This window comes from Streptomyces sp. Y309 (assembly GCF_056712025.1).
On sequence record NZ_CM160048.1, the window covers coordinates 8,639,555 to 8,663,466 of the forward strand.

Sequence of the window (23,912 nt, forward strand, 5' to 3'; positions counted from 1 at the left end):
GTTCTGGATCAGCACAGCTCCGCTGGCGTCCGCCGGAGAGCTGACGAACTCGGGCTGCTGCACGGGTACCGTGCCGGACTTCTCGACTCGGGGATCTTCTCGGAAGTGAGGTGCCCGCAGAGGATGCCCGCAGGGAGGTACGGATTGGTGCCCCTGATGACTCGTCATGTCGCAGCTATCAGCGCCAGCAGCAGCCGGTCGTAGACGTCGGCCACATCCGCCTCCTGCCGCCAGGGTTGCAGCACTCGGGCGGCGCTGCAGACGAGGTTCAGTTCTCCACCACCACGCGGCTCCTCCAGTCTTGGAGGAGCCGCTGGGCTCGTTTGCAAGAGCCCCTGCCGGTTGTAGAAGCGGATGGCATCCGCGTTGGTGGCGATGACGTCGAGCCGGAACTCCTGTGCCTCGCGCTTCACGGACTCGGCGCGGACAGCCTCGAACAGGCGCGTCCCGGTCCCACCGCCCCGCTGGTCGGCCCGTACCGAAAGGCTTTCCAGGACACCGGTCTTCGCTCCTCGCTCCCAGGACCCCGGCTGCTGTTCCTGAACGCGAGCCATGGCATAGCCGACGAGTTCGGCATCGGCTTCAGCTTCGGCGGCAAGGACGAAGGCATCCGAGGAGGCAAGCCACGTCGCGTACTTTGCCCTGCGGTTCCTCCACGATGCTTCGGGGGACAGCGAAGGCGAGAGCTGTTCCAGATGCCCGGCCACGGCCACATGGTGGCGATGCAGTCGGCAGTCCGATGGGTACAGCGGTGGCCACGCCGGTACGGCTGAGTGTCCGGCGTGGTGACGGCGCCTCCACAAGCCTCTCGCCTGCCCCTCGATGCGCCGCAGTTGCCTTTCCCTGCCGCGCGTCGGCAGATGCACTGACCCGTCCACGCACGCCCCTCGCGAGATTTCGACCATCGAGGTATCCGTAATACCCCCGGGGGGTATATGGTTCTGATCGTCGTCCTGAACGGGCAACGCCAGAAGGCGCATCACACCAATGGAGATGTCATGAGGAATCACTCCGGCCACGACCAGAGCAACCACGGCGGCCACGCCGGCCACGCCGGAGCCCAGCCCGGCGGGCTGTCGGTCTCCGAGAACGGGTACACCCTCGAGCTCGACTCGACGATTCTCGGCGCCGGCGTGCAGCCGGTCAGCTTCCGGGTGATCGGCCCCGACGGGCAGGCGGCGACGGAGTTCATAGCCGAGCACGAGAAGGAACTGCACTTCATCGCCGTCCGGCGCGACACGGCCGGGTTCCAGCACGTGCACCCGGTGAGGGACGGGAAGGGCACCTGGAGCGTCGAACTAGCCCTGGAACCAGGGGACTGGAGGCTCTTCGCCGACATCCACCCGGCCGGCCACGACGGGACCATGACGCTGGGGATCGACGTCGCGGTCGCCGGGCCGTACGACCCGCTGCCGCTCCCCGACGCCACCGGGATCGCGCAGATCGGCGAGTACACCGTCGCGCTCGACGGCGAACTCCTGCCCGGCGAGGCGAGCGAACTGACTCTCACCGTCAGCCGGAACGGTCGCCCCGTCACCGACCTTCAGCCCTACCTGGCCGCGTACGGGCATCTGGTGGCACTGCGGGTCGGCGACCTGGGCTACCTCCACGTCCACCCGGAGGGCGAACCCGGTGACGGCACCACCGCACCAGGGCCCGGGATCTCCTTCATGGCGGTCGCGCCTACGGCCGGCACCTACCGCCTGTACCTGGACTTCCAGCACAACGACGTCGTCCGGACAGCCGAGTTCACGGTGCGGACCACCTCGACCACCCCCAGCCCGGACGCGACATCCCAAGCCGCACCCAACCACGGCAGCCACCACCACGACCACGGCGGCCACGCACACCACTGACCGCCACCGCCCCCAGACATCCCCCACATCGGAAGGAGCGTCATGCCTCGCCTGACCCGACTCACGCCCGACACGGCGGTCGGCGCTTCGCGCGACCTCCTCGCCGACCTGGTCTCCCGCCATGGCCAGATCGGCGACATGGTCTCCACGATGGCGCACTCGCCGGCCGTACTCGGCGGATACCTGCAGCTCAGCCGGGCCATGGGACGAGCCAAGCTCGACCGCAGGATCAGCGAACGGATCTCGATCGCCGTCCAGGCCGTGCAGGGATGCAAGCTGTGCCTCGACGCGCATGTAAGTGCCGCCCGTGCCCTGGGAGTTGACGAGGAAGAGATCGAGCGAGCCCACGCGGGCACCTCGGCCGATCCCGCGATCGCGGCGATCATCACCATCGCCCTCCAGATCTATCGCGAGCCGACGTCGATCACTGACGAACAGGTCATCGCGCTGCGCGAGCACGGCTACAGCGACCGCGCCATAGCGGACGTCGTCGGCGTCGTCGCCCTCAACATCCTCACCGGTGCCTTCAACGTCCTCGCGGGCCTCACTCCCGGAGGCGACATCGATGCCTAGCCAGGACACCCCCGCCTGTACGCGCGGGGCACGGCCGCCGCCCCGGGGCCGTGCCCCGCCGCATGGACACGGAAGGAACCCGTCATGCGACTGTTCGCCATCCGCGACTACCGCCACCTGTTCGGCGCCCAGGTCATCGCCTTGTTCGGTACCGGACTGACCACATTGCCCTCGGGTTGCTCGCCTACGACGTCGCAGGACCGCGTGCCGGCATGGTCCTCGGCACCGCCCTGACCATCACAAGATGGTCATGTACGTGGTCATAGCCCCGCTGGCCGCCGCGGACGTCGACCGACTCCCCAGGAGAACTCTGCTGGTCCTCCTCGACGTGGTCCGCGGTGCGGTGGTCCTGGCACTGCCGTTGGTCAGCCTCTTTCGAGCCGATGCAGGCCTGGAGTCGCTACGTGCTTGGGTGGTTCACGAGGCGTGGGTGACTGACTTGCCACTGCGTCGAACGCGTTCGGGGCACCATGATCACCGGTGATGGGGCCGGGCTGGCAGGCTGCGCTCGTGGCCCTCAACGATGCCTGGACGCCGGTTAGGCCGAAACCACCCCCGCGCAGACCAGGGAGGCTGCCGTATTCCAGTGCTGGTGGCCTCGGAACCGGCCCCATCCCGCCGAACTCTAAGCGCGGGGTCTGACAACCGGGTCGCAGCATGGAGAACGTGCTCTCAGCTTGTTCTTTATGCTCCGGACGATGTCCCGAAGATGATCGCCCGGACGGGTAATCGTCGGACATGAAGAACAAGCTCAGCGAGCCGTGAGTGCCTCGTCAGTCAGTCCCAGGTGCCGTCGGAAGGCGTCGCGCCCCTGGTCCGTCAGCCGCACGACACGGGAGCCTTCGGCCGGCAGGAGCCAGGATTCCTGAACCGCATGGTGGAATACGGCCGCGGCGACCGCGCCCGCCAGATGCAAGCGCCGCTCCGTCCAGTCCAGGCACGTGCGTACGTGTGGTGCCGTTTCCTGGGTGATGCCCGTGTCCGTGAGCCATGCGGCGCCCGAGGGAGTAAGGGCCGGGCCGAACTCCCAGTCCAAAAATCCCTGTTCGGTCATCGCATCGGTGATCGCCACGGACAAAGAGCCGCCGAGATGGTCGTAGCAGATGCGGGCGAAGGCCACGGCACGGTGCTGGCGGGCAGCAACGAGCGAGCGGACCGGGACGAGCTGCTGCGGTGCCCGGGCGGCAAGGGCTTCGATCATCTCGGCGATGGCGGGGTCCGCCAGGCGCACATAGCGGTGCCGACCCTTGCGCTCCTCGGCCAGCAGGCCGCCGGTCACCAGCCGGTTCAGGTGGCTGGTCGCTGTGGACGGTGCGATCCCCGCGAGCTGTGCCAGTTCCGTCGCTGTCCATGCGCGGCCGTCGAGCAGTGCGAGGCAGATAGCGGCGCGGGTGCGGTCGGCCAGCAACGCCCCCAGGGCGGCGAGGTCCGGTTCCTTGGCGTACATATCGGGGCTGATCACAGCACCATTGTCGTCAGCCGATGCTTCGACGCACATCGAAACGTCCCGCCCCTAGCGTCTTGAGGCATGACGACTGACACCCACCGAGTGGTCCGGCCGAGCATCCTCTACTTCGGCACGCCCGTGGTCCTGCTGACCACCGAGAACGATGACGGCACGGTCAACCTTGCCCCGATCTCCTCCGCCTGGGCGCTGGGACAGCACATCGTCCTGGGCCTGGGCAGTGAGAGCCAGACCGCGCGCAACCTAGCGGCGCGCTCCGAGCTGGTGATCAACGTTGCCTCGCCTGAGCTGTGGGAGCAGGTGGAGCGCCTGGCACCGCTCACCGGGGCCAACCCGGTGCCCGAGAGCAAGCGAGCGGTGTACCGGTACGAGTCCGACAAGTTCGCCGCGTCCGGGCTCACCCCGGCCGATTCCCACATCGTGAAGCCGCCGCGGGTCGCCGAGTGCGCGCTGCAGTTGGAGGCACGGGCCCGCGCACTGACGCCGGGCGGAGCGGGGCTCTTCTTCAGCGTCGAGTGCGACGTGCTGCGCGTCCACGCCGACGAACGCATCGTCGTGCCGGGCACGCACCACATCGACCCCGCTCTCTGGAGCCCGCTCATCTACAACTTCCGCCACTATCACGGTCTGGCACCGGAGGTCGGGTACGGCTTCCGCTCAGAAACGGTGAACACATCGACCCGTGCTGCAGTGTGCTCCGACCAAGGACACACCTGACCAGCACGAAGGCCGTCGGGATGAGTCTGCTGCATCACGCCGCCCGGCGGGAGCCGTTCACTTTGGCGTCACACTTCCGGGATGACTTCTACGCGTGCCTGACCGCCCGTCGCGGCGAACTGTTCGAGCTCACCGATGCCTTGTTGTGTGGTGACGGTCCTGTGACAACGCCGGTGGACCTGACACTGTTGCCCGAGCACCGCCGTGGTCACGGCGCACTTGTACGACGCGCTCAATCGCGGCCGCGTTGACGCCGGGCGGCCGCGGTGGATCCTTGCCGCGCTGCCGCAGCCGAAGGCGGCTGACAACCGGCTCGTCCTGGCCGTCGACGTCAGCAACTGGCTGCGGCCGGATGCCCCCACCAGCGCGGAGCGGCTGTTCTGCCACACCTACGGCCGAGGCCGCGACCAGCACCCGCTCCGCGTGGATCGACCATGAAGGCGAACTCCCCCTCATCGAGGGCACGTTGAGCCGACTCCAGGTGACCATCTGCCTGGCGGCGGCGTCCCGCTGCCGGTCTGGCTGTGGTCCTCGAAGACCGGTATGACCGCCGCAGACGTCGATGTGCGCCGGCAGGCGTTCCTCCGCAGATTCGATCTTGAACACACCTTCAGGATGGCCAAGCATACGCTCGGCTGGACCCGCGCCCGAAGATCCGCACCCCCGAGGCGGCGGACCGGTGGACGTGGTTGATCATCACCGCCCACACCCAACTCCGGCTCGCCAGGACGCTCGCCGACGACATTCGTCGCCCCTGGGAGAAGCTCGCCGAGCCGACCCGGCTTACCCCGGCCCGCGTCCGCCGGGGGTTTCGGAACCTCCGTGCGCACTTGCCGAGGCTGTCGCACGGCTCCTGCCCGGTGAAGGTCAAGAGCGATTCGTTGTTCGGTTCCGAGGATCAGGGAGGCGTCGGAACCTTGGCTGGTGGGGCGGAACTTCTTGTCGTGCGACCGTGAACGTGATCTTGAGATGCCGCGGGATGTCCGGGAGTGGCTGCCGCCCGAGCACCTGTGCTGGAAGGTGCTCGACGTCGTCGAGCTACTTGACCTGTCGGTGTTCGAGAACAGCTACCGTGACGACGGGCGGGGCGGGGTGGCCTACCGCCGAACGTGACCAGGTCAGACCATAGAGAACAAGCTGAGGGCAGGGGCACGGAAGTACAGGCAGAGCGGAAGCACGGCAACGGCTCCCCACAACCGCCCGCCGTTGCTCACACTACGTCAACGAGCGTCGGCCTCCGGTGAGGTCGTCACGCGAACGCCACACTCCCAAAGCTTCTGTCGGCGTAGCTGAAGAACCCGGGTGGGAGCGGAGCTCCGACCTGTGGCCCCTGACAGCTGGAACCCTCATACAGGTAGGGGTGCGGTCAGTGTCATTGCCCACGTCGCCTCTACTGGCGGCTACCACGTAGCAGACCCTGTCGAGGGGGTCGCGGAGGCTGCGCTCCTCAGATCCCACGGTATAGTAGAAGGTGCCGGTAGCAGCCTGTGCGCTGAGTGGCACAGTCACGGTGAGAATCCCGGCGGCAGCCAGAACACCGAGGGCACGACTCGCCTGTCGCATCATTGAGGTTCCCCTTCGCCGTGAGGGCACGGACGGAGCACTTGGTCGGCGTCTGCACACTTGGAGGCCAGACCATCGTTGTCCTGTACGTGGCATTCGCGCAGTCCCTCATTCGGGTGAAGCGAGAAGCTCTGAGCCGCAGCTGCGTACCTGCTGCACCCGGCCAAAGGTCGTGATGGCTGCTTGAACCTTGGCTGCGGGACCATGGTGGGGGGCGCGGGGTCCGGGAGTCGTGTTCATGGGCCGCCCCACCCGCGCCAATCGGGCGCCTCTTGCTGCTTCGGGGATTCCGAGTCCGACCGATCTGCAGCAGGAGACCCTGGTGCCGCTGTTGTATGCGCTCGCGCCCGGATCGCTCAACTCGTCCGACGTGTCGTGCGATCAGGTCAAGTAGCTCGACGACGTCGAGCACCTTCCAGCACAGGTGCTCGGGCGGCAGCCACTCCCGGACATCCCGCGGCATCTCAAGATCACGTTCACGGTCGCACGACAAGAAGTTCCGCCCCACCAGCCAAGATTCCGACACCTCCCTGATCCTCGGAACCGAACAACGAATCGCTCTTGACCTTCACCGGGCAGGAGCCGTGCGACAGCCTCTGCCCTGCCCGGCCCGTGCGCCGAATCCGGACTTGTTCCTGACATGCGCTATGCCTCGCGGACCAGGTGCCTGCCACATCGCGGTGCGAAACAGCACCGCAGCCTGTTGAATGACAGGCCGGATCTTGAGGCGCGAGTGACGGAGCAGTCATGGGCGAGACAGAGAACACGCGACTGATGCAGCACATCTGCGCAGGGCTGGCCCAGGGGGACGGCAGGCCCCTCGCTGAGAACCTCGCCGACGACTTCCGCTGGACGATCATCGGCACGACGAAGTGGTCCGGGACCTACGAGGGCAAACAGGCCGTCCTCAATGAACTCTTTCGTCCGCTGCTCGCCCAGTTTGCAGACTTGTACACGAACACAGCGCAGCGTTTCATCGCCGCCGGCGAATACGTAGTGGTGGAGTGCCGTGGCCGCGCCACAACCATCGATGGGGAGCCCTATCACAACACGTACTGCTGGGTTTGCCACATCAAAGACGGAAAGCTGCAAGCACTCACCGAGTACTGCGATACCGATCTGATAGCGAGAACGCTTGGAGAACCAGGCAAGCCGAAGCCCCGATGATCAAGACAGCGGAGCGGGGAGTCGCGTTAAAGACGTTCCTCATGGAAGGGGCTTCGAGGCTCGGTGTGACTTTCCCGCCCACGCTGCGAGCCTGGTACCGGCTTCACGACGGCATCGACGATCCCGCGTGCGGAGGGCTGACGTGGGTGGACCCCCGCGATGAACGCCAGTTTCCCGAGGGCCGGATCCTTCTGGACGGGCCGCGCTGATGCCAGGTGGCTCGGCAGGAGCAATGTCAGGGCAGGTTCGGTTCAAGGGGATGGAGGGCCGGCCGGTGCGCCCGACGCGGCGGCGCTCACGGGGGTGAAGTCCCGGGCGGCGATGAACGTCGGGCGGCGTGCGGGTGCGGCGAACGGCTCGGCCAGAGGGTTGGCCACGCTGTTGTAGACGATGAAGACATTGGACCGCGGGTACGGCGTGATGTTGCCGTTCGAGCCGTGCATGCAGTTGGAGTCGAAGAAGACGGCCCCGCCGGCCGCTCCGGCGAACTGCTCGATGCCCCCGTCCCTGGCCAGTTCCGCCACCGCCTCGTTGTCCGGCATCCCCACCGTGACGCCGTGTGTGCGCAGAGAGTTGCGGTAGTGGTCGTGTGGGGTGCGGCCGACGCAGGGCACGAAGGTGCGGTGCGAACCTGGAATAATCATGAGGCTGCCGTTGTAGTGCAGGTTCTCGGTCAGTGCGAGGGAGACGCTGAGCGCCCGCGGTGCGGGCATCCCGTCCTCGGCGTGCCAGGTCTCGAAGTCGGAGTGCCAGTGGAAGGGGCCGCCTGCGAACCCCGGCTTGTAGTTGACCCGGCTCTGGTGGACGTACACGTCCGAACCGAGGATGTGCTGGGCCGGGCCCAGCAGCCGGGGATCGCGCACCAGGCGGTCGAACGTCTCGCTGATGCGGTGCGCTTCGAAGACCGAGCGGACCTGCTGGGAGCCCTCCTCGATCACGGTCCTGTCGTCACCCTGCCAGCGCGGGTCGGCGGCCAGGGCGGAGACATCCCGGGTGAGTGCGGTGACTTCGTCGGGGTTGAGGAGGCCGGGCCGCACCAGGTAGCCGGTCCTGTCGTACGCGTCGAGCTCGGCCGCGTCCAACGGCCCGTCGTCAGCACTGCCCCAGACCACGGGGTCGGTGCGAGACAGGCTTGGGGCCCGCTCGTCGAGTCGGGTGCGATAGCGGTCAGTCATGTCGGTGCTCCGGGGCCGGAAGGTCGAGTGCGGGGTTGCCGTCGAAGAACCCGTGGGGCCGCAGCGAGAAGCCGGTGCTGACCACGGGCATCGCGGGCCAGTCCTCCGGACGTACGACATGGTGCTCACCAAAGGTGTGCCAGAGCACCACGTCGGCCTCGCTCAGCGGGCGGTCGTGGGCGACGAAGGCGGGCAGGCCGTCTCCGCCGCGGCTCTGATAGGGATAGTCACCCGCCGCGTACATCTGCCGCGGGTCGTAAGCCGTCACCCACAGGTGCCCATAGCTGAACCGGGCGCGGTGCCACTGTGCCGTGCCCGCGGGCTGTATGGGCAACAGGCCGGACTCCGGCACCAGCTTGTAGCCGACCGGCTCGCCGAGGCCGTTGTGTACGCGCGGATTCACCACGTTCCAGAACCGTCCGGTGGCGGGCCGCGCGACCCGCTGCTCCGCCTCCTTCTCCGATGCCAGGAGCGTCGCCTCGGTCCGCCAGCCGTTGCCGAGCGGATTGCCGCGGCCGCCCGGCAGCGGCACGGAGTCGACCTCGTACACCGAGTTGTGGTCCCCGTCCACGCCGATGTCGATCCGCATGTTGAAGAAGTGCTGGTGGTGCGGGCCGTACAGTCCCGGCGCGACGGCTGCCCCCGAGGCGGGCCGCGCTCCGAGGAAGGCGCCGGTGGAGATCATGCCGGTGAGTTTCACTTCGAACCTGACGGTGCCGTCGACCGAAAAGTACCAGAAGTAGCCGTACTGGTAGTTCCCCAGGACCGCGAAGGTGGAGACGACGAGGCGGCGTTGCCGCCGCGTCACCACCTTCCCGGTGCGGAAGTCGGTGTGCTTCCAGGCGATGCCGACGTCTTCTTCGTGCATGCAGACGGCGTTCTTCCGGACGACCGGCTCGCCGGCCTGGTCGTGCGTCGTGGCGTCGAAGTAGCGGATCTCGCCCAGGCAGTCGCATCCCGGCTCCAGGGAGTTCACCATGAAACCGGCGCCGTACTCTCCTTCGTCAAAGGCCCTTTTGTACCGGTGGGTGAGTCCGGGATCGCCGTACGGGGTGTAGATCTCCGCCAGCGCGGCCCGGTGGAACACCGGACGGACCCGCCCCTGGTCCTCGTATCCGACCTGGTGCATCACCAGGCCCTCGCGGACGGTGAACCCGATCCGGAAGCGCCACTTCTGCCAGCGCACGGCATACCCGTCGACCTCGAAACTGGGCCCTTCGGGCTGGGAGATCGCGACGGGCCGCAGGTCCTGGCGTACGCGCGCCTCGGCGGGCCAGTTGCCGGGCCCCGGCGCTCGCGCGTCCGGGTCGTAGTTCCCCGACAGGGGCGGCAGTGGCACCACACCGCTGTCGATGACCTGCAGGACGTTCAGGGAGTCGAGGTCCACGAGTGCGACGAGGTTCTCCACGGGGCGGGCGTAGCCGTTGTCTAGGGGGTGCGCGCGGACGAAGGTCAGGGCGTAGGCCAGCCGCCTGGCCGTGCGGTCACGGCGTTGCTCCATCGCGCCCTGGCGTCGCTCGGCGGGTCCGCCGCGTTCGACTGTGGCGTCTTCCTCTGTGGTGTCTTCCTCCGTGGCGTCGTACGGCCACGCGTCGATCATCGCCAGCGACAAGTCGTCCACGTTGCGTCGACGCATCGCCTCCTGCCAGTGAGGGTCCCCGCGTACGGCCTCGCCGCACTGGGTGAACTCCTCGTCCGTGATGGGGGTGTGCGCTCCGGGGATCTCCTCCCAGCGGACCACTTCGGCGGCCGTGAGCGAGACGACGGCCTCGTAGGTCAGACGCTCCTTTCTGTCACGCAGCACCATGAAGACCTCCCTGGGCAGGCGGCGGTCCTCGCCCTGGGCGCGCAGCTGCCGCTTGTCCGGTTCGTGGAGGGTGATCGCCACGAACCGGACGTCGGCGGTGAGTTCACGCCGTTGTCGCAGGATCGATACGGCCCGGCGTATCTCGTCCGCGGTGAGTGGTGCCAGCGGATGCGGGGGTGCCGAAGGGGTCACACCGTCTCCTTCACGTTCGCAGTGCGGCGTCCAGGTCTTCGCCGATCGCACGCAGGACACCGGCACGCGCGTCGTCGAGATAGAAGTGACCGCCCGGGAATATCCGCTCGACGCACCGCTGTCCGCCAAGGTGCGTCAGCCGCGCCCACTCCCCGAGGAGTTCGTGCCGGACGGTGTGGTCGGCCTCGCCCGCGTACACGGCGACAGGGCAGGACAGTGGTGCGCCGTCGCGATGGGTGTAGGTCTCGGCGACGCAGTAGTCCGCCCGGAGCCGGGGCAGCAGGATGCGCAGCAACTCCGGTTCCTGCAGTACGTCTTCGGGTGTGCCGCCCTGCCGCAGCACATCGCGCAGGAACGCGTCGGCGGGCAGCAGATGGCGGTCGGCCGCGTGCTCGGCCACGCGGTGGGGAGGGGCGCTGCCCGACGCCAGGAGCAGCACCGGCGGACGGCCCCGGCGCTGCATCTCGCGTGCTGTTTCGTAGGCGACGACAGCGCCGAGGCTGTGCCCGAACAGGGCGTAAGGAACAGGGTCCGGGCCGTCCTGCAGTGCGCTGAGCCAGTCGCTCACGTCCGCCGTCACGGCGTCCATGTCCCGCAGGGGTGGCTCTCGCAGTCTGCTGTCGCGTCCCGGGAGTTCGGCGGGGAGCACCTCGATGTCCGGCGCCAGGCCCGCCGACCACGCGCGGTAGGTTCCGGCGCTGCCGCCCGCGTGCGGCAGGCAGATCAGACGGGCCCGGCACGCCACCGCTTCACGCACGGCTGCAGCGCTCCGGGGCACCATCGGGGCGGACATCGCCGTCGTGACCGCCATGGCCGTCGCGGCTGAGTGCCTCGGCAAGGGCCTTGACGGTGGGCGCTGCCAGGAAGGTCTCCAGATCGACGCGCAGGTCGAGTTCGCCCCGCACTCGGGAGACGAAACGCGCCGCGTGCAGCGAACTGCCTCCGGCGGCGAAGAAGTCCTCGCGCGTTCCCAGGCCCGGCACTCCGAGAACTCGGGCGGCAAGGCGGGCCAGCTCCCCTTCCAGACCGGGGCGTGCGCCGTCTTCCTCTGCACCGGCTCGCGGCAGCAGGGAAGGCAGCGTGTCGTGGTCCACCTTGCCGTTGGGGGTCAGAGGAAAGGCGGGGACGAAGGCGATGCCCGAGGGCACCATGTACGACGGCAGCGTCTGCCGCAGGTAACCGCGCAGCTCTTCCTCGTTCGCCGCGTCCGCCCCGTCGGGGGCGACGGGAATCACATACGCGTCGAGGCGCCCCGCGGCGGCCCTGACCACGGCCGACCGCACATGAGGGTGGCGTTCGAGCGCGGCGCGGATCTCGCCGGGCTCGATCCGATGGCCACGGATCTTGACCTGGTCGTCGAGCCGCCCGAGGAACTCAAGGGCTCCGTCGGCACGCAGCCTCACCAGGTCGCCCGTCCGGTAGAGCCGTGCCCCGGGCGCGCTGGTGAACGGGTCCGGCAGGAAGCGCTGCGCGGTCAGGGCGGGCCGGTGCCGGTAGCCGCGGGCGACGCCGGCACCGCCGACGTACAGCTCACCGGGGCAGCCCACCGGAACGGGTGTCCCCGTCTCGTCGACGACATAGACGCGGACATTGGCGAGGGGCGCCCCGATCGGCACCGCGGTCGCGGCGTCCCGCGGACCGCACCGCCAGTGCGTGACGTCGATGGCGCACTCGCTGGGGCCGTAGCAGTTGTGCAGGGCCGCGCCCGTGCCCGAGCGCTCAAAGCGTGCGACGAGGGCGGACGGGAGCGTCTCGCCGCCGCAGAAGACGTGCCGCAGGCCACCCACATCGGCGAGGCCCGGCTCCCGTTCGTCGAGCAGCAGCTCCAGCACGGAGGGCACACAGGTGAAGGCTGTCACGCCCGTGTCCGCCATCGTCCGCAGCAGCCCTCCCGGATCGCCGGCCGCCCGCGGCGCCGCAAGGACCAGGCTCGCGCCCGACATCAGCGGGGCGAAGACCTCCCAGATCGAGGCGTCGAAGCCGAGCGCGGTGTGCTGGAGCACCGCGTCCCGCGGCTCCAGCGGGAACATGTCACCATCCCAGTACAGCCGGTTGACGAGGTTCCGGTGCTCGACCTCCACGCCCTTGGGGGTCCCGGTGGAGCCGGATGTGTACACCACGTACGCCAGATGCCGGGCCGTCGCCTGGGGCGTCACCCGGTCCGTCGGCTGCCCGTCGAGCAGCGTCCGGACGCGGTCGACGGCGAGCACCGGCGCAGCGGAGTGGGAAAACCACGCGCGAAACCGGTCCTGCGTGAGCACCGCGACGGCACCGCTGTCCCGCAGCAGGAAGGCAGTGCGCTCGACCGGATGCTCCGGATCCAGGAGCAGACAGGCGCCACCGGCCTTGAGTACGGCAAGGATGGCGACGATCGCGTCGACGCCGCGCTCCATGCAGATGGCGACCGGGTCGTCAGGGCCGGCACCGTGAGCGCGCAGCACGTGTGCGAGTTGATTGGCCCGGGCCTCAAGTTCCTGGTAGGTGACCGTGGTTGCCCGCCCGCGCAACGCGATGCGGTCCGGGTGCCGTGCGGCGGCCTGCTCGAAGAGGTGGTGCAGGCAGGTGTCGTGGGGGTAGGGGGCAGCCGTTTCGTTGACCGTTGGGGGCATCCTCCTGTGCAGGAGGCGGGCGAGGTCTGTGGGGCGTGGGGCCTTCTCCCACAGGAGGTGCGGCTCGGTGTCGGTGGGAGCGGGCCGTGGCAACGGGCCGTGCCCCGCGGCTCCGACGCGCGCCTCCTCGGCCAGAAAGCGGAGGTAGCACCGTGCCGAGGGCGAGCCGTCAGCGAGGCCGGACGCGCCGCACACCTGCAGGGCATGGGCGACGCAGTCCCGCACCACCGGCCGCACCGCTTCCTGGACGGCTTGAGCTTCGTACGCCGATTCCGCCAGGGTTTCGTACGTCCATTCCTTCGTCCCTTCCTTCATGGTCCGGCCCTCGCTGACGCCGGCGTCGAGACGCATGAGCTGGGCGTCGATCTCCAGGCGCAGCCCCTCCAGGCGGGCACGCTGCATGGCGATGGGGAAGGCTATGGCCTGGTAGTTGCCGATGGGCTTCCCGAACTGCCGTCGGTTGCGGGCTCGTTGGCCGGCGGTGCGCACCGCGGTGAGGCCGAGTCCCACGAGGTGGGCGCTGCGCAGCAGATCCGCCGCGGTCCACAGGGGCCCCGGGGGCAGCCGTCGCGACGGGGACGGCTCGTCGGGCACCACTATCTCGACGGCCCGTCCTGCCGGGGTGACGATCTCTTCCTTGCGCAGCTCTTCGGTGGCAACGGCACACACACCTGATGCCGGGTCCTCGGGCGGGCCGCCGGGCAGGAGAAGGACATCCGGGGCCGCGTCGGTGAAGTACGCGGCGCGGCGGTGGGCGGTGGGCGGCACCGGCGCCAGGACGCCCACCGTCATCTCGCCCTGGAGCAGGGCGTCCAGGGGCTGGGGTGCCGCGTCCAGGGACTGGGATGCCGCATCCAGGGGCTGGGGTGCCGCGGCGGTGAACCACAGCGCGGCGATCACGGTGTCCAGCACATCACTGGGCCACAGCCCCCGGCCCAGCTCCGTGGCCAGCAACCCGGCCTCGCGCCAGCCCGCACCCATGCCGCCCTGACTGGCGGGTACGCACAGGCCGTTCCAGCCGCGCCGCGCCATGGCCCGCCGTGCCCGGACCACGCGGTCGCCGTCGGCCTCGGAGTGCCGAGTGTCGACGGACCACGCGGCGGCGAAGTCCTGAGTGAGCTGCTGCCTCCATGCGGTGGAAACAGGCACGTCAGGACACCTCCCAGGGGTCGCCGCCGTCCAAGAGCTCGGTGGCCACGGTGGTCAGCAGGACCTCCGACGTCCCGGCAGCGAGGGTCAGCCCCGGCGCTTCGCGCACAGCGAGGGCCAGATCAGGAAAGTGAGCGTCGTCAAAGTCGGCGTCGTCGCGCGGCCGCTTCGGCGCCGGACCGAGCAACTCCCAGGCCAGCCAGGCCACACGCTGCGCCAGTTCGCTGGCCCACCATTTGGCCGCCGCGGCCGCTGCGGCGTTCTGCCGCCCGTGCGCCAGGTCGCGCACGGCCCGCCACGACAGCATGCGGGCGGCCCTGATCTCGGCATCGAGGCGGCGCAGACCGTGCTTCGGGGTGGCCTCGGCCAGGCGGCCCCCGGCCCGGAGCGCCGCGGTCAGTTGGTCGAACCAACGCCTCGCCCTGCCCGCGAAGTTGACCCCGGTGCGCTCGAGGCCGAGCGCCTCGGTGAGCAGCGACCAGCCCTGCCCGGGGCGTCCCACCAGGGCGTCGGGCGGCAGCCGCACGTCCCGCAGGCGCACCCGGAAGAGGCGTTCGTGATTGAGCGTGCCGATCGGCTCGACCCGGATGCCCGGATCCCGCAACGGCACGATGAACAGGCCGATGTCGGCGAAGCGCGCGCCTCCGTCGGCACTGCTGGTGCGCGCGGCTGGATCGCCGTCGGTGCGGGCGGCCGGATCGTCGGTGCCGCGAGCGGCTGGATCGTCGGTGCCGCGCTCGGCTGGATCGTCGGCGACGCGGGCGGCCAGGATGCCGAACTCGGCGAGCGACGTCCGCGCGTTCCAGCTCTTGACGCCGTTCACGCACCAGCCGTCGGACACCGCGACCGCCCGGCTCGCGAGCCCGCCGAGGTCGCTGCCGACGTCCGGTTCCGTATACAGCACGGAGAAGACCGTGGTGCCCCGGGCCATACCCGGCAGGTACCGGCCGCACTGCTGTGGTGCGTCCGCCGCGAGAAGGGTGGCCCCGGCGTTGTCGATCGTGTTCACGCGGGCGCTGTCGGGGATTCCGTGCAGGGCCAGTTCCTCGGCCACCACGGCCGAGGCGTACGCACTGAGGCCAAGGCCCCCGTAGCGGCGCGGCCAGTGCGGCGCGAGCACGCCACGCTCGCCGAGCGCCTCATAGACCCGGGCCGGATGCGGGCACTCATCCGCGCCGTCGGCCCACACCCGCCTCAGCTCTTCGCGAGCGAAGGGCCGGGCGAGGAGCGCCCGGAGGTGTGCGCGTAGGTCCGCCTCGTCGACGTGCGCTGGATTGCCCACGACAGCCCCCCGTCGGGTACCGCGGCGACCGGGCACCTGCCGCCTCTGACAGGGCAGTTGACAAGGCCGCGGCCGCTACCGCATTTCATGGGAACATCCCCGACAGCGCCGCCGTCAAGGCCAGAGCAGCGGCGACCCCCATGTTTCGGCCATGTGACGAGCGGTGTGGGTGCGCCGTCGGCGCTGCGCGCGCCCCCGCCGTTCTTCGTCGTGCCCCTCAGTCGGCGAGTCGGCCCTGCTCCGCGGCCAGGGTGTCGAGGAGGAACGAGGCCGCCGCGATCGCGGGATGGTCCCGGCTGCCACTGCGCGTGACGCTCAGCAGCCGCCGCGACGGCTTGACCCTGCCGGTCAGCGGTGTGCGCACCAGGCCGAGAGCCGGGGGCAGCTGGGCCGCGTTCGGGACCAGGGCGATGCCCAGACCGTGCGCGACGAGGCCACCGACAACATTCCAGTCGAGGGCCTGATGGGCGATGCGGGGAGTGAACCCGGCACTGCTGCAGGCGGCCAGCACGATGTGGCGCACCGAGCTCCCCGCCGGCCCGACGATCCATGGTTCACCCGACAGGTGCCGCAGCGTCACCGCGGCGCGGCCCGCGAGGTGGTGGTCTCCGGGCGAGAGCAGGTCGAAAGGGTCGTCGAGCAGGGGGTGCTGCTCGAACCGGCCGTCGCTCAGGGGCGGGTTGTCCACGGTCGCTTCGACGACGGCGAGGTCGGCGTCACCGGAGAACAGCAGGTCGAAGCAGTCGCGAGGCTCGGCTTCGAGCACCTGGACCGCCAACGCCGGCCAGTCCCGCGTCAGTCGCGCCGCCAGCGGGGCGAGCAGGGCGAACACGGCGGTGGGGAAGCCCGCGAGCCGCAGCGGCCCGCCCGGCGTCGCGCTCATCGCGGCGTGCATACCTGCCTGGGCCTGCTGCCAGTAGCGCTCGATCCGGTCGGCGTGCCGCAGCAGGACCCGGGCGGCGGGGGTGAGGCGTACGCGGCGGCCATGGGGTTCGAGCAGCGCAAGCCCCACGTCCCGGCTCAGACGGCGCACTTGCTGTGAGGCGGCCGAGGGCGACAGGTGCAGTGCCTCGGCGGCGGCCGTGACGGTGCCGTAGTGAGCGATGGCGCGGAGCACCGCGAGCCTGCGTAAATCAACCATGAACGTGGTGTACACGATGCCGTGCAGAAATCGAACCTGGACTCGTACGGTGCGCGGCTTGAGACTTGCTGTGCCGACAGCTCGCCGGGAGCTCGCCAGGAGCGTGCCTCGCCAGGAGCTTGCGGAGAGAGTGAGCGCGCGGACGCCTGCGCGTGCCCGCGCGGAGACCTTCATGCGCCCCGTGAGGACCGGGTGTCGCGCAGCCGTGCGGGAGTGGCTGCGCGTGCGCACGAGGGACGGCCCGCACCTGCCCATGAGGAGAGTCTCCATGTCCACGTGCCCCTACTGCGGTTGGCCCGACGACAAACCGGCGGAGACCCTCTCCCAGCACGGCACCGGTGAGGGCGTCACCGTGTGGACCCGGTGTGCCTGCGGATCGCTGCAGGCCAGACAGCTGACGGCAGGGTCCGTGAGCATCGCCCTGCGCGGCCCGCCCACCCACTCCTCTCAGCCCGGTACCAGGTGAGCTGAGCGATGCCGACGGGGGATGTCCGGCACACGTCTGCTCACCTCACACCCCGCACTGCGGGGATCTGCATGGTCCTCTGCAGCGCCCTCGCCATGCAGGGCAGCCAGGCGGCGGCGAAACTCGCTTTCGCCGCCAGCGGCCCCCTGGTCGTCACGGCACTGAGGTTCGGCTTCGGCGCGAGCATGCTGTGGGCACTGTGGCGCCCGCGGCTGCCCGCCGACCGTTCGACCGCGTACCTCACGCTCGCCCTGGGCACGTCCCTGGCCGGGGCAAGCACGACCATCTACCTCAGCTTCGACCGGCTCCCCCTGGGTATGGCCGTCACCCTGCAATCACTCGGCGCCCTGCTGATCTCCCTGCTCACCGCACGCCGCGGCCGACATGTGATGTGGGCGCTGCTCGCTGCCGGCGGCGTCGTCCTGATCAACTACGACCCGACCGGCACGCTGTCCGGAACCGGCACCGCCCTCGCCCTCGCGTCAGCGGCCTGCTGGGCGGCGTACATCCTGCTCAGCGCCCGTGTCGGCGCCCGCACGACGGGAGCCGGAGCGCTGGCCCTCGCCAGCGCGTGGGCGGCGCTGCTCACCCTCCCGTTCGCCGCGGCCACACACCCGCACGCATTCCTCGATGTACGGGTCCTGGGCACGGGCCTTGCCGTGGCGTTGCTCAGCACGGTGGTGGCCAACTCCCTTGAACTCCAGGCCCTGCGCCGTATCCCGCCACGCGTCTTCGGCGTCCTGGTGAGCCTGGAACCAGCCATGGCCGCACTCCTCGGCCTCGTCATCCTGGGCGAGCAACTCAGCCTCGCGCAGTGGACCGCGACAGCCATCATTGTCACGGCCTCCATCGGCGTCAGCACGGACAGGGCCTCGGCCGGTTGATGCCGGTTGATGCCGCGAGCCGCTTGTGCATCGCATCGAGTTCCTGGTGCGACGCGGCCATCTCGCCGCGCACAGCCGCTTCTTCCCGTGCCAAGCGCGGGAAGAGAGTCCCCACAACACGCCCCGGCTCTCCTCAAGCGCCTTGGATGCCCTGAGCGGACCCGTTCGAGATCGTGGCACCATGTGCGGCATGACGACGAGCCGAAGGGTCCATGCCGCGTAGACGGCCAGGGCACATCCGGGCCGACACCGCCCGCCACCGGACACCAGATGCAAAGCCAGTCATCGACGGCTTGTCCTCACGCGCACTGTCCGAGATCTTCCGTCTCGAGCACACTCTGGATCGCATGTATGATCTTGGTGTAACTCCGGTGCAGGGCACGGGAGTACACGCGTCTGTGGTCCAAGGCAAGACGTCCATCATCCGATGGGAAATGCAGGTGCAAGGCCTGCCGGGCGCTCCGCACACGAAGGTCCCCTCACTCGGTGAAGTGAGGGGACCTTCGCCGTTCCCAGGGGCCGGTCAGGCGGCGGGCTCGTAGTCGACAGTGGTGGTCGGGCAGTCCTCCGCCAAGCCGAGCAGGGCCTGGCGTTCAGTGTCGTCCTTGTCGGCTTTGGATCTGTTGGAGGCGGCCGAGACGGCGATCAGCGTGTCCGGGGAGCCCTGGTCGTTCGCGCCGGGCGGGGGCAGGCGCCGGGCTCAGGCGGCCTCGAAGCAGATGACGTACTCTTCCAGGCCGGTGATCGGGTACACCTCCCCCTGCAGACGCTCAAAGGCCTCCCGGGCCGTATCCCTGCCCTTCGCCCATACCCGCACGCGGTACTCGCGGTCGGCGTCCAGAAGTTGGGTGCACAGCTCCGGCTCGGGCCCGTCGATCGTGGAAACCACGAGATCGCCGCTGTAACTGGCGAAAGGCCACGACCCCAGCTCGGTGAACTCCGGCCCGGGGGCCGGGGGTTCGCTTCCGCACCGCAGGGTCACCGCCGCGTCGTGGGACGGGGCATTGCTGTTGAACACCAGCGTGCCGTCCCCGACCGTGACAGCACACTCGAAGTCGATCTCCAGCTCCCAGCAGGCAGGCCGCTCGGCCTCCGACGGCCTGCGCATTTGATCAATGGCAAACATCCCCCTGTCCAGGCTCGCGATTCCTGAGACACCGCGGTCGACGGCCATGCCGTTCTCCCTCCTCCTGCACCGCTCCCTCCCCAGCACTCCGGGGCCCTCGGCGCGATCGGCAGCAGAGCGCCGAGCGCACTTTCACCACATCACAGCCACCACCAGGTGCGCGGCTCACCGACGACTTGTCCTACCTCCGGCGGCCTCGTACGCCAGGGCCTCGGTCAGCTCCCGCAGGCGGTCGACGTGTCCGTGCCGACGGCGACCGCGTCGACTCCCGCAGGAAGACCCCCGGATCGAAGCGCTCCCACACCTCCTGGGCTGTGCTCCCGCCGAAGGGGCTCATGCCCCATACTTGCGACGGACACCACCGCGTCACCAGGGCCTCGGCTGCTCGACGGCGGTGCTCTTCGTCGAGGAGCCCGCGATGACGGCTGACAAGCCGATGGGCCTCGTCTGCAACGCTGATGCCATCCTGCTGAACACAGCTTCGATGCCGGCCGCGAGAAGCTCGCCCAGCCTGGGCAGGCTGGCACGCAGCAACGCAGCCACCGGCCCGATCAACATCGGCATGCTGATCGTCCGGGGCTGACGGAACTCGATCCGTGGGTTCGTCCTATTCGGGAATGGTCGCTACTGCGTCGATCTCCACGAGCGCGCCCGGGCGAGCGTGGCCCGCGGTGGAAACGACCGTGATGGCCGTGCGGTGATTGCCCCACACTGATTGCGAGGCCGCGTATCCCACCTGAGCGTCGACCCCGTCGGCGAGATAGATGTTGAGTTTGGCGACATGCTCGGGACCGGTGCCTGCGGCGGCAAGTACGGTCAGTACGTTGCGCATTGCCTGAGCGGTCTGCGCCTCGATGCCGTCGAGCAGCTTTCCGGAGCTGTCGGTGCCGAGCTGGCCTCCGACATGGAGCATCCGGGCGGCGGGTGTGATCACGCCTTGGGTGAAGGCAGGGTTGCGGTGGAGCTCTTCAGGGTCGAGGTGCGTCGTCTTGGCGGTCATGGGCTTCTCCCGGCGGGTGTCTGGGTTTGTGTGCAGGTGCAGGTAGAGGTCACGCAGCAGGCAGACCTCGGACAGGTGGTGGATCAGCTCGCGGTGGATGTGCAGCACCAGGTCGGCCATGGGGATGTCGGGGAAGGGTTCCTTCGCGCCGACCGGGATCCGGAGCCCGGCGTCGCCGAGGTCGCGTACCCCCGCCAGCCAGACGTCGAGTTGGGTTTCGAGCTGGTCGAGCGCCATCTTCGCGCTGCCGGCGAACTCCCAGGTTTCGTACGACGCCGTCGGCGCGCCGAAGTGCGCCGCGTTGCGCGCGGCGAGCACGCCGACGATGACATGGCCGAGCCGCCAGGCGATCGTCGTGAAGGGCGCGGGGGCCGGCTGGGGGGAGGCGTATTCCAACGTGAAGGCTCCGGCGCCGAGTTGCATGGGAGCCGTCGAGCTGCCGCGCGGCCGGATGCTCCAGGCATCCGGAACCGGCGACCAGAAGTACTCATCGTCGGTGAGACCGTCGAGCCGGGCCCGCAGTTGATGGTTCCAGTGGAACTCAAGCTGCTCGCGTAGCGACCGGTTCACATCGAGTTCGTTTGCGTCCATGGAGTCACCGTGACACCTGAGGCGGACAGGATCGGTCCGCTATCTCTGGCAATGTGGGTGGCATGAACGGGGCAAGCGGTGACGGGCGAGATACGACGGAGCGGGTGCTCACCCTGCTCGGGCTGCTACAGCAGCGCCAGGTCTGGAGCGGCCCCGAGCTCGCCGAGCGGCTCGGGGTCACGACGCGCACGGTACGGCGCGATGTCGAGCGGCTGCGCACTCTCGGCTATCCGGTGCATGCCGGCCAGGGCGTCGGCGGCGGCTACCGACTCGGCCCTGGGCAGGACCTGCCGCCGCTGCTTCTCGACGACCAGGAGGCGATCGCCACCGCGGTCTCGCTGCTCGCCGGCGCGGGTGGCGCGGTCGCCGGCGCCGGCGACTCCGCGCTCCGGGCGCTGACCAAGCTCGATCAGGTGCTGCCTACCCGGCTGCGGCACGAGGTGCGCGCGCTCTCCGGCTCGGTGGAGTCCTTTGGCGGAGGCCGCACGCCGGTCGACCCGGAAGTGCTCATGATGCTGGCCAGAGCCTGCCGCGACGAGGTCGAGGCCGGCTTCGACTACCCGTCCGGGAGCGAGGTGCGACGGCGACGGGTCGAGCCCTACCGCCTGGTCGCTTCCGACCGGCGCTGGTACCTCCTCGCCTACGACCTCGATCGCGACGACTGGCGCAGCTTCCGCGTCGACCGGATGACCGAGGTGGCTGCCCGGACCTGGCGCTATTGCCCGCGCGCGGCACCCGACGCGGCGGCGTACGTGCAGGAGAGTGTGGCGAGTCGGGTCTACCCGCACCGGGCGCGCTTCCTCGTGCACGCGTCGGCCGACACGGTGCGCGCGCAGATTCCGGCGTCGGCGGCCGTCGTACGACGGCGAGGCAGCGAACGCTGCGAGGTGCTCAGTGGCGCCGCCAGCCTCGACGCCGTGCTCATGCACGTACTCCTGCTGGGGCACGACTTCGAGATACTCGACCCTCCGGAGCTCGGGAGCCGCTGCCGCGCGCTGGCGCAGCGACTGCTGGCGGCCGGTGCAACGAACTCACCGGCGCCGGAGCGGCCGCCGACGTAGGGGCGGGGGCGACCGCATTCGCCGCGGTGGGGCAGGGGGGCGTCCCGAGCACCTGCTTCACGGAGGGCCATCAGCAACTTGGCGACGCGGAACGGTGCGGGTGGCTTGCCGGTCCGCAGCAGCGAGGGGTTGTCGTGGAGCGACTGGGCGAGGTTGCGGCGGCCGGCCCGTGAGCGTGCCGCACCTGGTCCGGACCGTAGGAGCGGGGCGCGAGCCGGCAGTCGAGGGGGAGTTCGATCAGCTCGCTGGTCCGCGTGCCGCTCAGCACGGTAATTGCGAGGATCCTTGCCTTCGCCCTGGCAACGGGCGCGTTGTTGACCACGGCGGGAGCGAAGGACGCGCTGGTCACCGAGGCCGACCTGGAGGACGACTGGACCCAGGTGAAGGACGCGGCCACGTGGCGTGACTCGCTCCTCATCGGCAAGGTGAAGGCGGCACACGGACGGGTCGCCCACCACGCTGACGCTCGACGTCGCCGCTGTGCGCTTCGGCCCGAACGCCCTCACCGTCACCGGCGGTGGACTCGACGGCCTCGAGGGCGACACCACCGAGCAGGCCGCACGTCAAGGAACTGACCGGCTCGAGGACGTCCTCGCCGGCCGAACACCGCCCGCTCAGCCCAGCGATGTCGACTGACGACGTTCATGCCGTGGCATAGCGACGACAGACGCGAATCCACGGTCGTCTCGTCGGCTACGGCTCCGCTCTTGGCGCTGCCGGAGCGATCGAAGCGGTGATTACCTTGTTGAGCCCGCACCATCACGCGGTGCCACCGACGGCGAACCCGCTCGGCGGAGCGATCGCAACCCTCGTCCTGCCTTCTCGCACTGCGCGTGGCGGCGTCCCTTCGTACCGCTGGCGTCCGTCACAGGCGGCGTTTCACCCGCGACTCGGGGGAGCGGCGTATGCGATCTTGCGGACATGGCGCATGACGAGACAGACAGCAGCGGGCACCACAACGGGCTGCCGCTGACCATCGCGGCGGTCCTCTTTCTTGTGCTGCGGCTGTTCGCCGTCGCCGACTACGACTGGCACACCGCCTTCGCGGTGCTGCACACCATGGACGTGGACGACAGCATCAGCATCGTCATGGGCACCCTGATGGCCGATCCGCTCGCCGCGGCCGTCTACCTCGCCCTGCTCACCCCCATCGCCGTCCTGTGGCTGTGGCTGAGCCTGCACGAGGCCCGACAACTCGACGCGGGGGTCACGGCGCAGAGCCGGCCGAGACGACTTGGCCTGAAGAGCGGGGTCCTCCTCCTACTCGGCGCTCTGGTGCCACTCAGCGCGTACGTCTGGTCCTTCCACGCATGGTGGCTGCCCCTGGCCGCCCTCGCCATCGGCATTGCGCTGTTCGCCATCGGCCGCGGGACGAAGGCCGACGGGCGGTTGCAGCAGCTGGCCCGGTGGACAGGCCGCCGCCTTGGGCTGCTGATCCTGGTGGGATGGCTCCTCGCCGCAGCGACCGTCAAGACCCCCTGGGTTCCTCTGGAGCGCGTCGACCTGCGCGACGGGGCCCACGTGCGGGGATACGTCCTGCAGGCCGAACCCGGATTCCTCAAACTGCTGACCGAGCGCCACCGGGAGTTCCGCATCCTCACCGACCACGAGGTCACCTCCAGGGAAGAAATCCAAGGGCACGGGGAGTGAGCCCGTTCTGTCTTGAACGCTGCGGGTCAAGAGGGCTGGTGTGGGGGCGGGTTGAGGTTTCACCACCGGTCGGGGGTTGATCCCTTCGTGGTGGTCATCCGTCATCGGGAGGCCTCGGCTTTCGTGAGGACGAGCAGGGCCCCGCAATAGCGCGGTGGCGCGTTTCGGGTTCAGGCGGAGCTCGGCGAGGATCCTCCAGTTCTTCAGGTCGGCGATGGACTGGATCCGCCAGACCCAAATCCAGAGAGCCCCATCAACCGCGTGGGGGCCGCCTTCACGAGACACAGGAGACACCCGCATGACCCGGATCACCCTCACACCGGTGGAGGTGATCCGCCGCGTCGGGAACAGCCGGTCCGGCCGGCACGGTTGCATCGACCGAGGGCACGGCGCCGTACGGGCGGGGGAACACGGAGACCACAAGGTCGACCGCCCCAC

Annotated in this window: 22 protein-coding genes and 3 pseudogenes; 14 read left to right on the forward strand and 11 right to left on the reverse strand. The window is 69.5% G+C overall.

The genetic code is table 11. From position 1 onward, the window contains the following. Positions 1–164: 164 nt before the first annotated feature. Positions 165–707, reverse strand: coding sequence for a GNAT family N-acetyltransferase (locus tag AC0KTA_RS36390; RefSeq protein ID WP_481052451.1), 543 nt, complete (start codon positions 705–707; stop codon positions 165–167). Between the two features lie 291 nt (positions 708–998). On the opposite strand from AC0KTA_RS36390, the gene AC0KTA_RS36395 reads away from it, so the two are divergent. From AC0KTA_RS36395 to AC0KTA_RS36405, 3 genes and pseudogenes are all read left to right on the forward strand, one after another. Continuing rightward, a complete protein-coding gene (locus tag AC0KTA_RS36395; protein ID WP_481052452.1) occupies positions 999–1,856 on the forward strand; it encodes a hypothetical protein in 858 nt (285 codons plus the stop codon). A gap of 42 nt (positions 1,857–1,898) precedes the next feature. Continuing rightward, positions 1,899–2,429, forward strand: a complete 531-nt coding sequence (locus AC0KTA_RS36400) for a carboxymuconolactone decarboxylase family protein (RefSeq protein WP_481052453.1) — start codon at positions 1,899–1,901, stop codon at positions 2,427–2,429. Positions 2,430–2,513: 84 nt separating this feature from the next. Next, positions 2,514–2,799 (forward strand): annotated as a pseudogene (locus AC0KTA_RS36405) (MFS transporter); the annotation flags it as partial. A 381-nt stretch (positions 2,800–3,180) separates the two neighbouring features. Here AC0KTA_RS36405 and AC0KTA_RS36410 read toward each other — a convergent pair. Continuing rightward, on the reverse strand, positions 3,181–3,891 hold the full coding sequence (locus AC0KTA_RS36410; RefSeq protein ID WP_481052454.1) for an ArsR/SmtB family transcription factor: 711 nt from the start codon (positions 3,889–3,891) through the stop codon (positions 3,181–3,183). A 66-nt stretch (positions 3,892–3,957) separates the two neighbouring features. Here AC0KTA_RS36410 and AC0KTA_RS36415 point away from each other — a divergent pair, with 66 nt between their 5' ends. The 5 genes and pseudogenes from AC0KTA_RS36415 to AC0KTA_RS36435 all read left to right on the forward strand — a co-directional run bounded on the left by AC0KTA_RS36415 (position 3,958) and on the right by AC0KTA_RS36435 (position 7,341). Next, positions 3,958–4,611, forward strand: coding sequence for a flavin reductase family protein (locus tag AC0KTA_RS36415; protein ID WP_481052455.1), 654 nt, complete (start codon positions 3,958–3,960; stop codon positions 4,609–4,611). A 20-nt stretch (positions 4,612–4,631) separates the two neighbouring features. After that, positions 4,632–5,480, forward strand: a pseudogene (locus AC0KTA_RS36420) (transposase); the annotation flags it as partial. 100 nt (positions 5,481–5,580) lie between these two features. Beyond that, positions 5,581–5,724 carry a hypothetical protein gene (locus AC0KTA_RS36425; RefSeq protein WP_481052456.1) on the forward strand — a complete coding sequence of 48 codons (144 nt, stop codon included), beginning with the start codon at positions 5,581–5,583 and terminating at the stop codon, positions 5,722–5,724. A 688-nt stretch (positions 5,725–6,412) separates the two neighbouring features. Continuing rightward, positions 6,413–6,568 (forward strand): hypothetical protein, encoded by a 156-nt coding sequence (locus AC0KTA_RS36430; RefSeq protein ID WP_481052457.1) that lies wholly within the window; start codon positions 6,413–6,415, stop codon positions 6,566–6,568. 353 nt (positions 6,569–6,921) lie between these two features. Further along, entirely contained in the window at positions 6,922–7,341 is a 420-nt protein-coding gene (locus AC0KTA_RS36435; RefSeq protein WP_481052458.1) for a nuclear transport factor 2 family protein, read from the forward strand. Positions 7,342–7,592: 251 nt separating this feature from the next. On the opposite strand, the gene thpD is transcribed toward AC0KTA_RS36435, so the two are convergent. From thpD to AC0KTA_RS36465, 6 genes are all read right to left on the reverse strand, one after another. Then, positions 7,593–8,516, reverse strand: a complete 924-nt coding sequence (gene thpD, locus AC0KTA_RS36440; protein ID WP_481052459.1) for an ectoine hydroxylase — start codon at positions 8,514–8,516, stop codon at positions 7,593–7,595. Continuing rightward, the gene (locus AC0KTA_RS36445) at positions 8,509–10,515 is read right to left on the reverse strand and encodes a primary-amine oxidase (protein WP_481052460.1); all 2,007 of its coding nucleotides are present in this window, start codon (positions 10,513–10,515) and stop codon (positions 8,509–8,511) included. The genes thpD and AC0KTA_RS36445 overlap by 8 nt, the downstream gene beginning before the upstream one ends. A 10-nt stretch (positions 10,516–10,525) precedes the next feature. Then, the gene (locus AC0KTA_RS36450; RefSeq protein ID WP_481052461.1) at positions 10,526–11,272 is read right to left on the reverse strand and encodes a thioesterase II family protein; all 747 of its coding nucleotides are present in this window, start codon (positions 11,270–11,272) and stop codon (positions 10,526–10,528) included. Next, the gene (locus tag AC0KTA_RS36455; protein ID WP_481052462.1) at positions 11,265–14,273 is read right to left on the reverse strand and encodes an amino acid adenylation domain-containing protein; all 3,009 of its coding nucleotides are present in this window, start codon (positions 14,271–14,273) and stop codon (positions 11,265–11,267) included. Before AC0KTA_RS36455 ends, AC0KTA_RS36450 begins: the two co-directional genes overlap by 8 nt. 1 nt (position 14,274) lies before the next feature. Next, positions 14,275–15,555, reverse strand: a complete 1,281-nt coding sequence (locus AC0KTA_RS36460) for an acyl-CoA dehydrogenase family protein (protein ID WP_481052463.1) — start codon at positions 15,553–15,555, stop codon at positions 14,275–14,277. 217 nt (positions 15,556–15,772) lie between these two features. Then, positions 15,773–16,696 (reverse strand): LysR family transcriptional regulator, encoded by a 924-nt coding sequence (locus tag AC0KTA_RS36465; protein WP_481052464.1) that lies wholly within the window; start codon positions 16,694–16,696, stop codon positions 15,773–15,775. 268 nt (positions 16,697–16,964) lie between these two features. Between AC0KTA_RS36465 and AC0KTA_RS36470 the strand changes: the two genes are divergently transcribed. Then, positions 16,965–17,162, forward strand: a complete 198-nt coding sequence (locus AC0KTA_RS36470; RefSeq protein WP_481052465.1) for a hypothetical protein — start codon at positions 16,965–16,967, stop codon at positions 17,160–17,162. Between the two features lie 71 nt (positions 17,163–17,233). Further along, positions 17,234–18,046 carry an EamA family transporter gene (locus AC0KTA_RS36475; RefSeq protein WP_481052466.1) on the forward strand — a complete coding sequence of 271 codons (813 nt, stop codon included), beginning with the start codon at positions 17,234–17,236 and terminating at the stop codon, positions 18,044–18,046. A gap of 523 nt (positions 18,047–18,569) precedes the next feature. On the opposite strand, the pseudogene AC0KTA_RS36480 reads toward AC0KTA_RS36475, so the two are convergent. Continuing rightward, positions 18,570–18,722 (reverse strand): annotated as a pseudogene (locus tag AC0KTA_RS36480) (HNH endonuclease); the annotation flags it as partial. Positions 18,723–18,746: 24 nt separating this feature from the next. Beyond that, positions 18,747–19,220 carry a Haze protective factor 1 gene (locus tag AC0KTA_RS36485; protein ID WP_481052467.1) on the reverse strand — a complete coding sequence of 158 codons (474 nt, stop codon included), beginning with the start codon at positions 19,218–19,220 and terminating at the stop codon, positions 18,747–18,749. 370 nt (positions 19,221–19,590) lie between these two features. Between AC0KTA_RS36485 and AC0KTA_RS36490 the strand changes: the two genes are divergently transcribed. Continuing rightward, a complete protein-coding gene (locus tag AC0KTA_RS36490) occupies positions 19,591–19,755 on the forward strand; it encodes a hypothetical protein (RefSeq protein WP_481052468.1) in 165 nt (54 codons plus the stop codon). Positions 19,756–19,779: 24 nt separating this feature from the next. On the opposite strand, the gene AC0KTA_RS36495 is transcribed toward AC0KTA_RS36490, so the two are convergent. After that, positions 19,780–20,763, reverse strand: a complete 984-nt coding sequence (locus AC0KTA_RS36495; RefSeq protein WP_481052469.1) for a Rid family hydrolase — start codon at positions 20,761–20,763, stop codon at positions 19,780–19,782. Positions 20,764–20,825: 62 nt separating this feature from the next. Between AC0KTA_RS36495 and AC0KTA_RS36500 the strand changes: the two genes are divergently transcribed. The 3 genes from AC0KTA_RS36500 to AC0KTA_RS36510 all read left to right on the forward strand — a co-directional run bounded on the left by AC0KTA_RS36500 (position 20,826) and on the right by AC0KTA_RS36510 (position 23,474). Continuing rightward, positions 20,826–21,824 carry a helix-turn-helix transcriptional regulator gene (locus AC0KTA_RS36500; protein WP_481052470.1) on the forward strand — a complete coding sequence of 333 codons (999 nt, stop codon included), beginning with the start codon at positions 20,826–20,828 and terminating at the stop codon, positions 21,822–21,824. Positions 21,825–22,304: 480 nt separating this feature from the next. Beyond that, positions 22,305–22,460 carry a hypothetical protein gene (locus AC0KTA_RS36505; RefSeq protein ID WP_481052471.1) on the forward strand — a complete coding sequence of 52 codons (156 nt, stop codon included), beginning with the start codon at positions 22,305–22,307 and terminating at the stop codon, positions 22,458–22,460. Between the two features lie 285 nt (positions 22,461–22,745). Next, entirely contained in the window at positions 22,746–23,474 is a 729-nt protein-coding gene (locus tag AC0KTA_RS36510) for a hypothetical protein (RefSeq protein WP_481052472.1), read from the forward strand. Positions 23,475–23,912 lie beyond the last annotated feature (438 nt).

Bases quoted from the DNA above. Each gene is read 5' to 3' on its own strand.
- thpD (WP_481052459.1), bottom strand. From the start codon at position 8,516: ATGACTGACCGCTATCGCACCCGACTCGACGAGCGGGCCCCAAGCCTG.
- AC0KTA_RS36485 (WP_481052467.1), bottom strand. From the start codon at position 19,220: ATGGCCGTCGACCGCGGTGTCTCAGGAATCGCGAGCCTGGACAGGGGG.
- AC0KTA_RS36495 (WP_481052469.1), bottom strand. From the start codon at position 20,763: ATGGACGCAAACGAACTCGATGTGAACCGGTCGCTACGCGAGCAGCTT.
- AC0KTA_RS36395 (WP_481052452.1), top strand. From the start codon at position 999: ATGAGGAATCACTCCGGCCACGACCAGAGCAACCACGGCGGCCACGCC.
- AC0KTA_RS36435 (WP_481052458.1), top strand. From the start codon at position 6,922: ATGGGCGAGACAGAGAACACGCGACTGATGCAGCACATCTGCGCAGGG.
- AC0KTA_RS36510 (WP_481052472.1), top strand. From the start codon at position 22,746: ATGGCGCATGACGAGACAGACAGCAGCGGGCACCACAACGGGCTGCCG.
- AC0KTA_RS36465 (WP_481052464.1), bottom strand. From the start codon at position 16,696: ATGGTTGATTTACGCAGGCTCGCGGTGCTCCGCGCCATCGCTCACTAC.
- AC0KTA_RS36475 (WP_481052466.1), top strand. From the start codon at position 17,234: ATGGTCCTCTGCAGCGCCCTCGCCATGCAGGGCAGCCAGGCGGCGGCG.
- AC0KTA_RS36425 (WP_481052456.1), top strand. From the start codon at position 5,581: ATGCCGCGGGATGTCCGGGAGTGGCTGCCGCCCGAGCACCTGTGCTGG.
- AC0KTA_RS36430 (WP_481052457.1), top strand. From the start codon at position 6,413: ATGGGCCGCCCCACCCGCGCCAATCGGGCGCCTCTTGCTGCTTCGGGG.
- AC0KTA_RS36470 (WP_481052465.1), top strand. From the start codon at position 16,965: ATGTCCACGTGCCCCTACTGCGGTTGGCCCGACGACAAACCGGCGGAG.
- AC0KTA_RS36400 (WP_481052453.1), top strand. From the start codon at position 1,899: ATGCCTCGCCTGACCCGACTCACGCCCGACACGGCGGTCGGCGCTTCG.
- AC0KTA_RS36490 (WP_481052468.1), top strand. From the start codon at position 19,591: ATGACGGCTGACAAGCCGATGGGCCTCGTCTGCAACGCTGATGCCATC.
- AC0KTA_RS36415 (WP_481052455.1), top strand. From the start codon at position 3,958: ATGACGACTGACACCCACCGAGTGGTCCGGCCGAGCATCCTCTACTTC.
- AC0KTA_RS36500 (WP_481052470.1), top strand. From the start codon at position 20,826: ATGAACGGGGCAAGCGGTGACGGGCGAGATACGACGGAGCGGGTGCTC.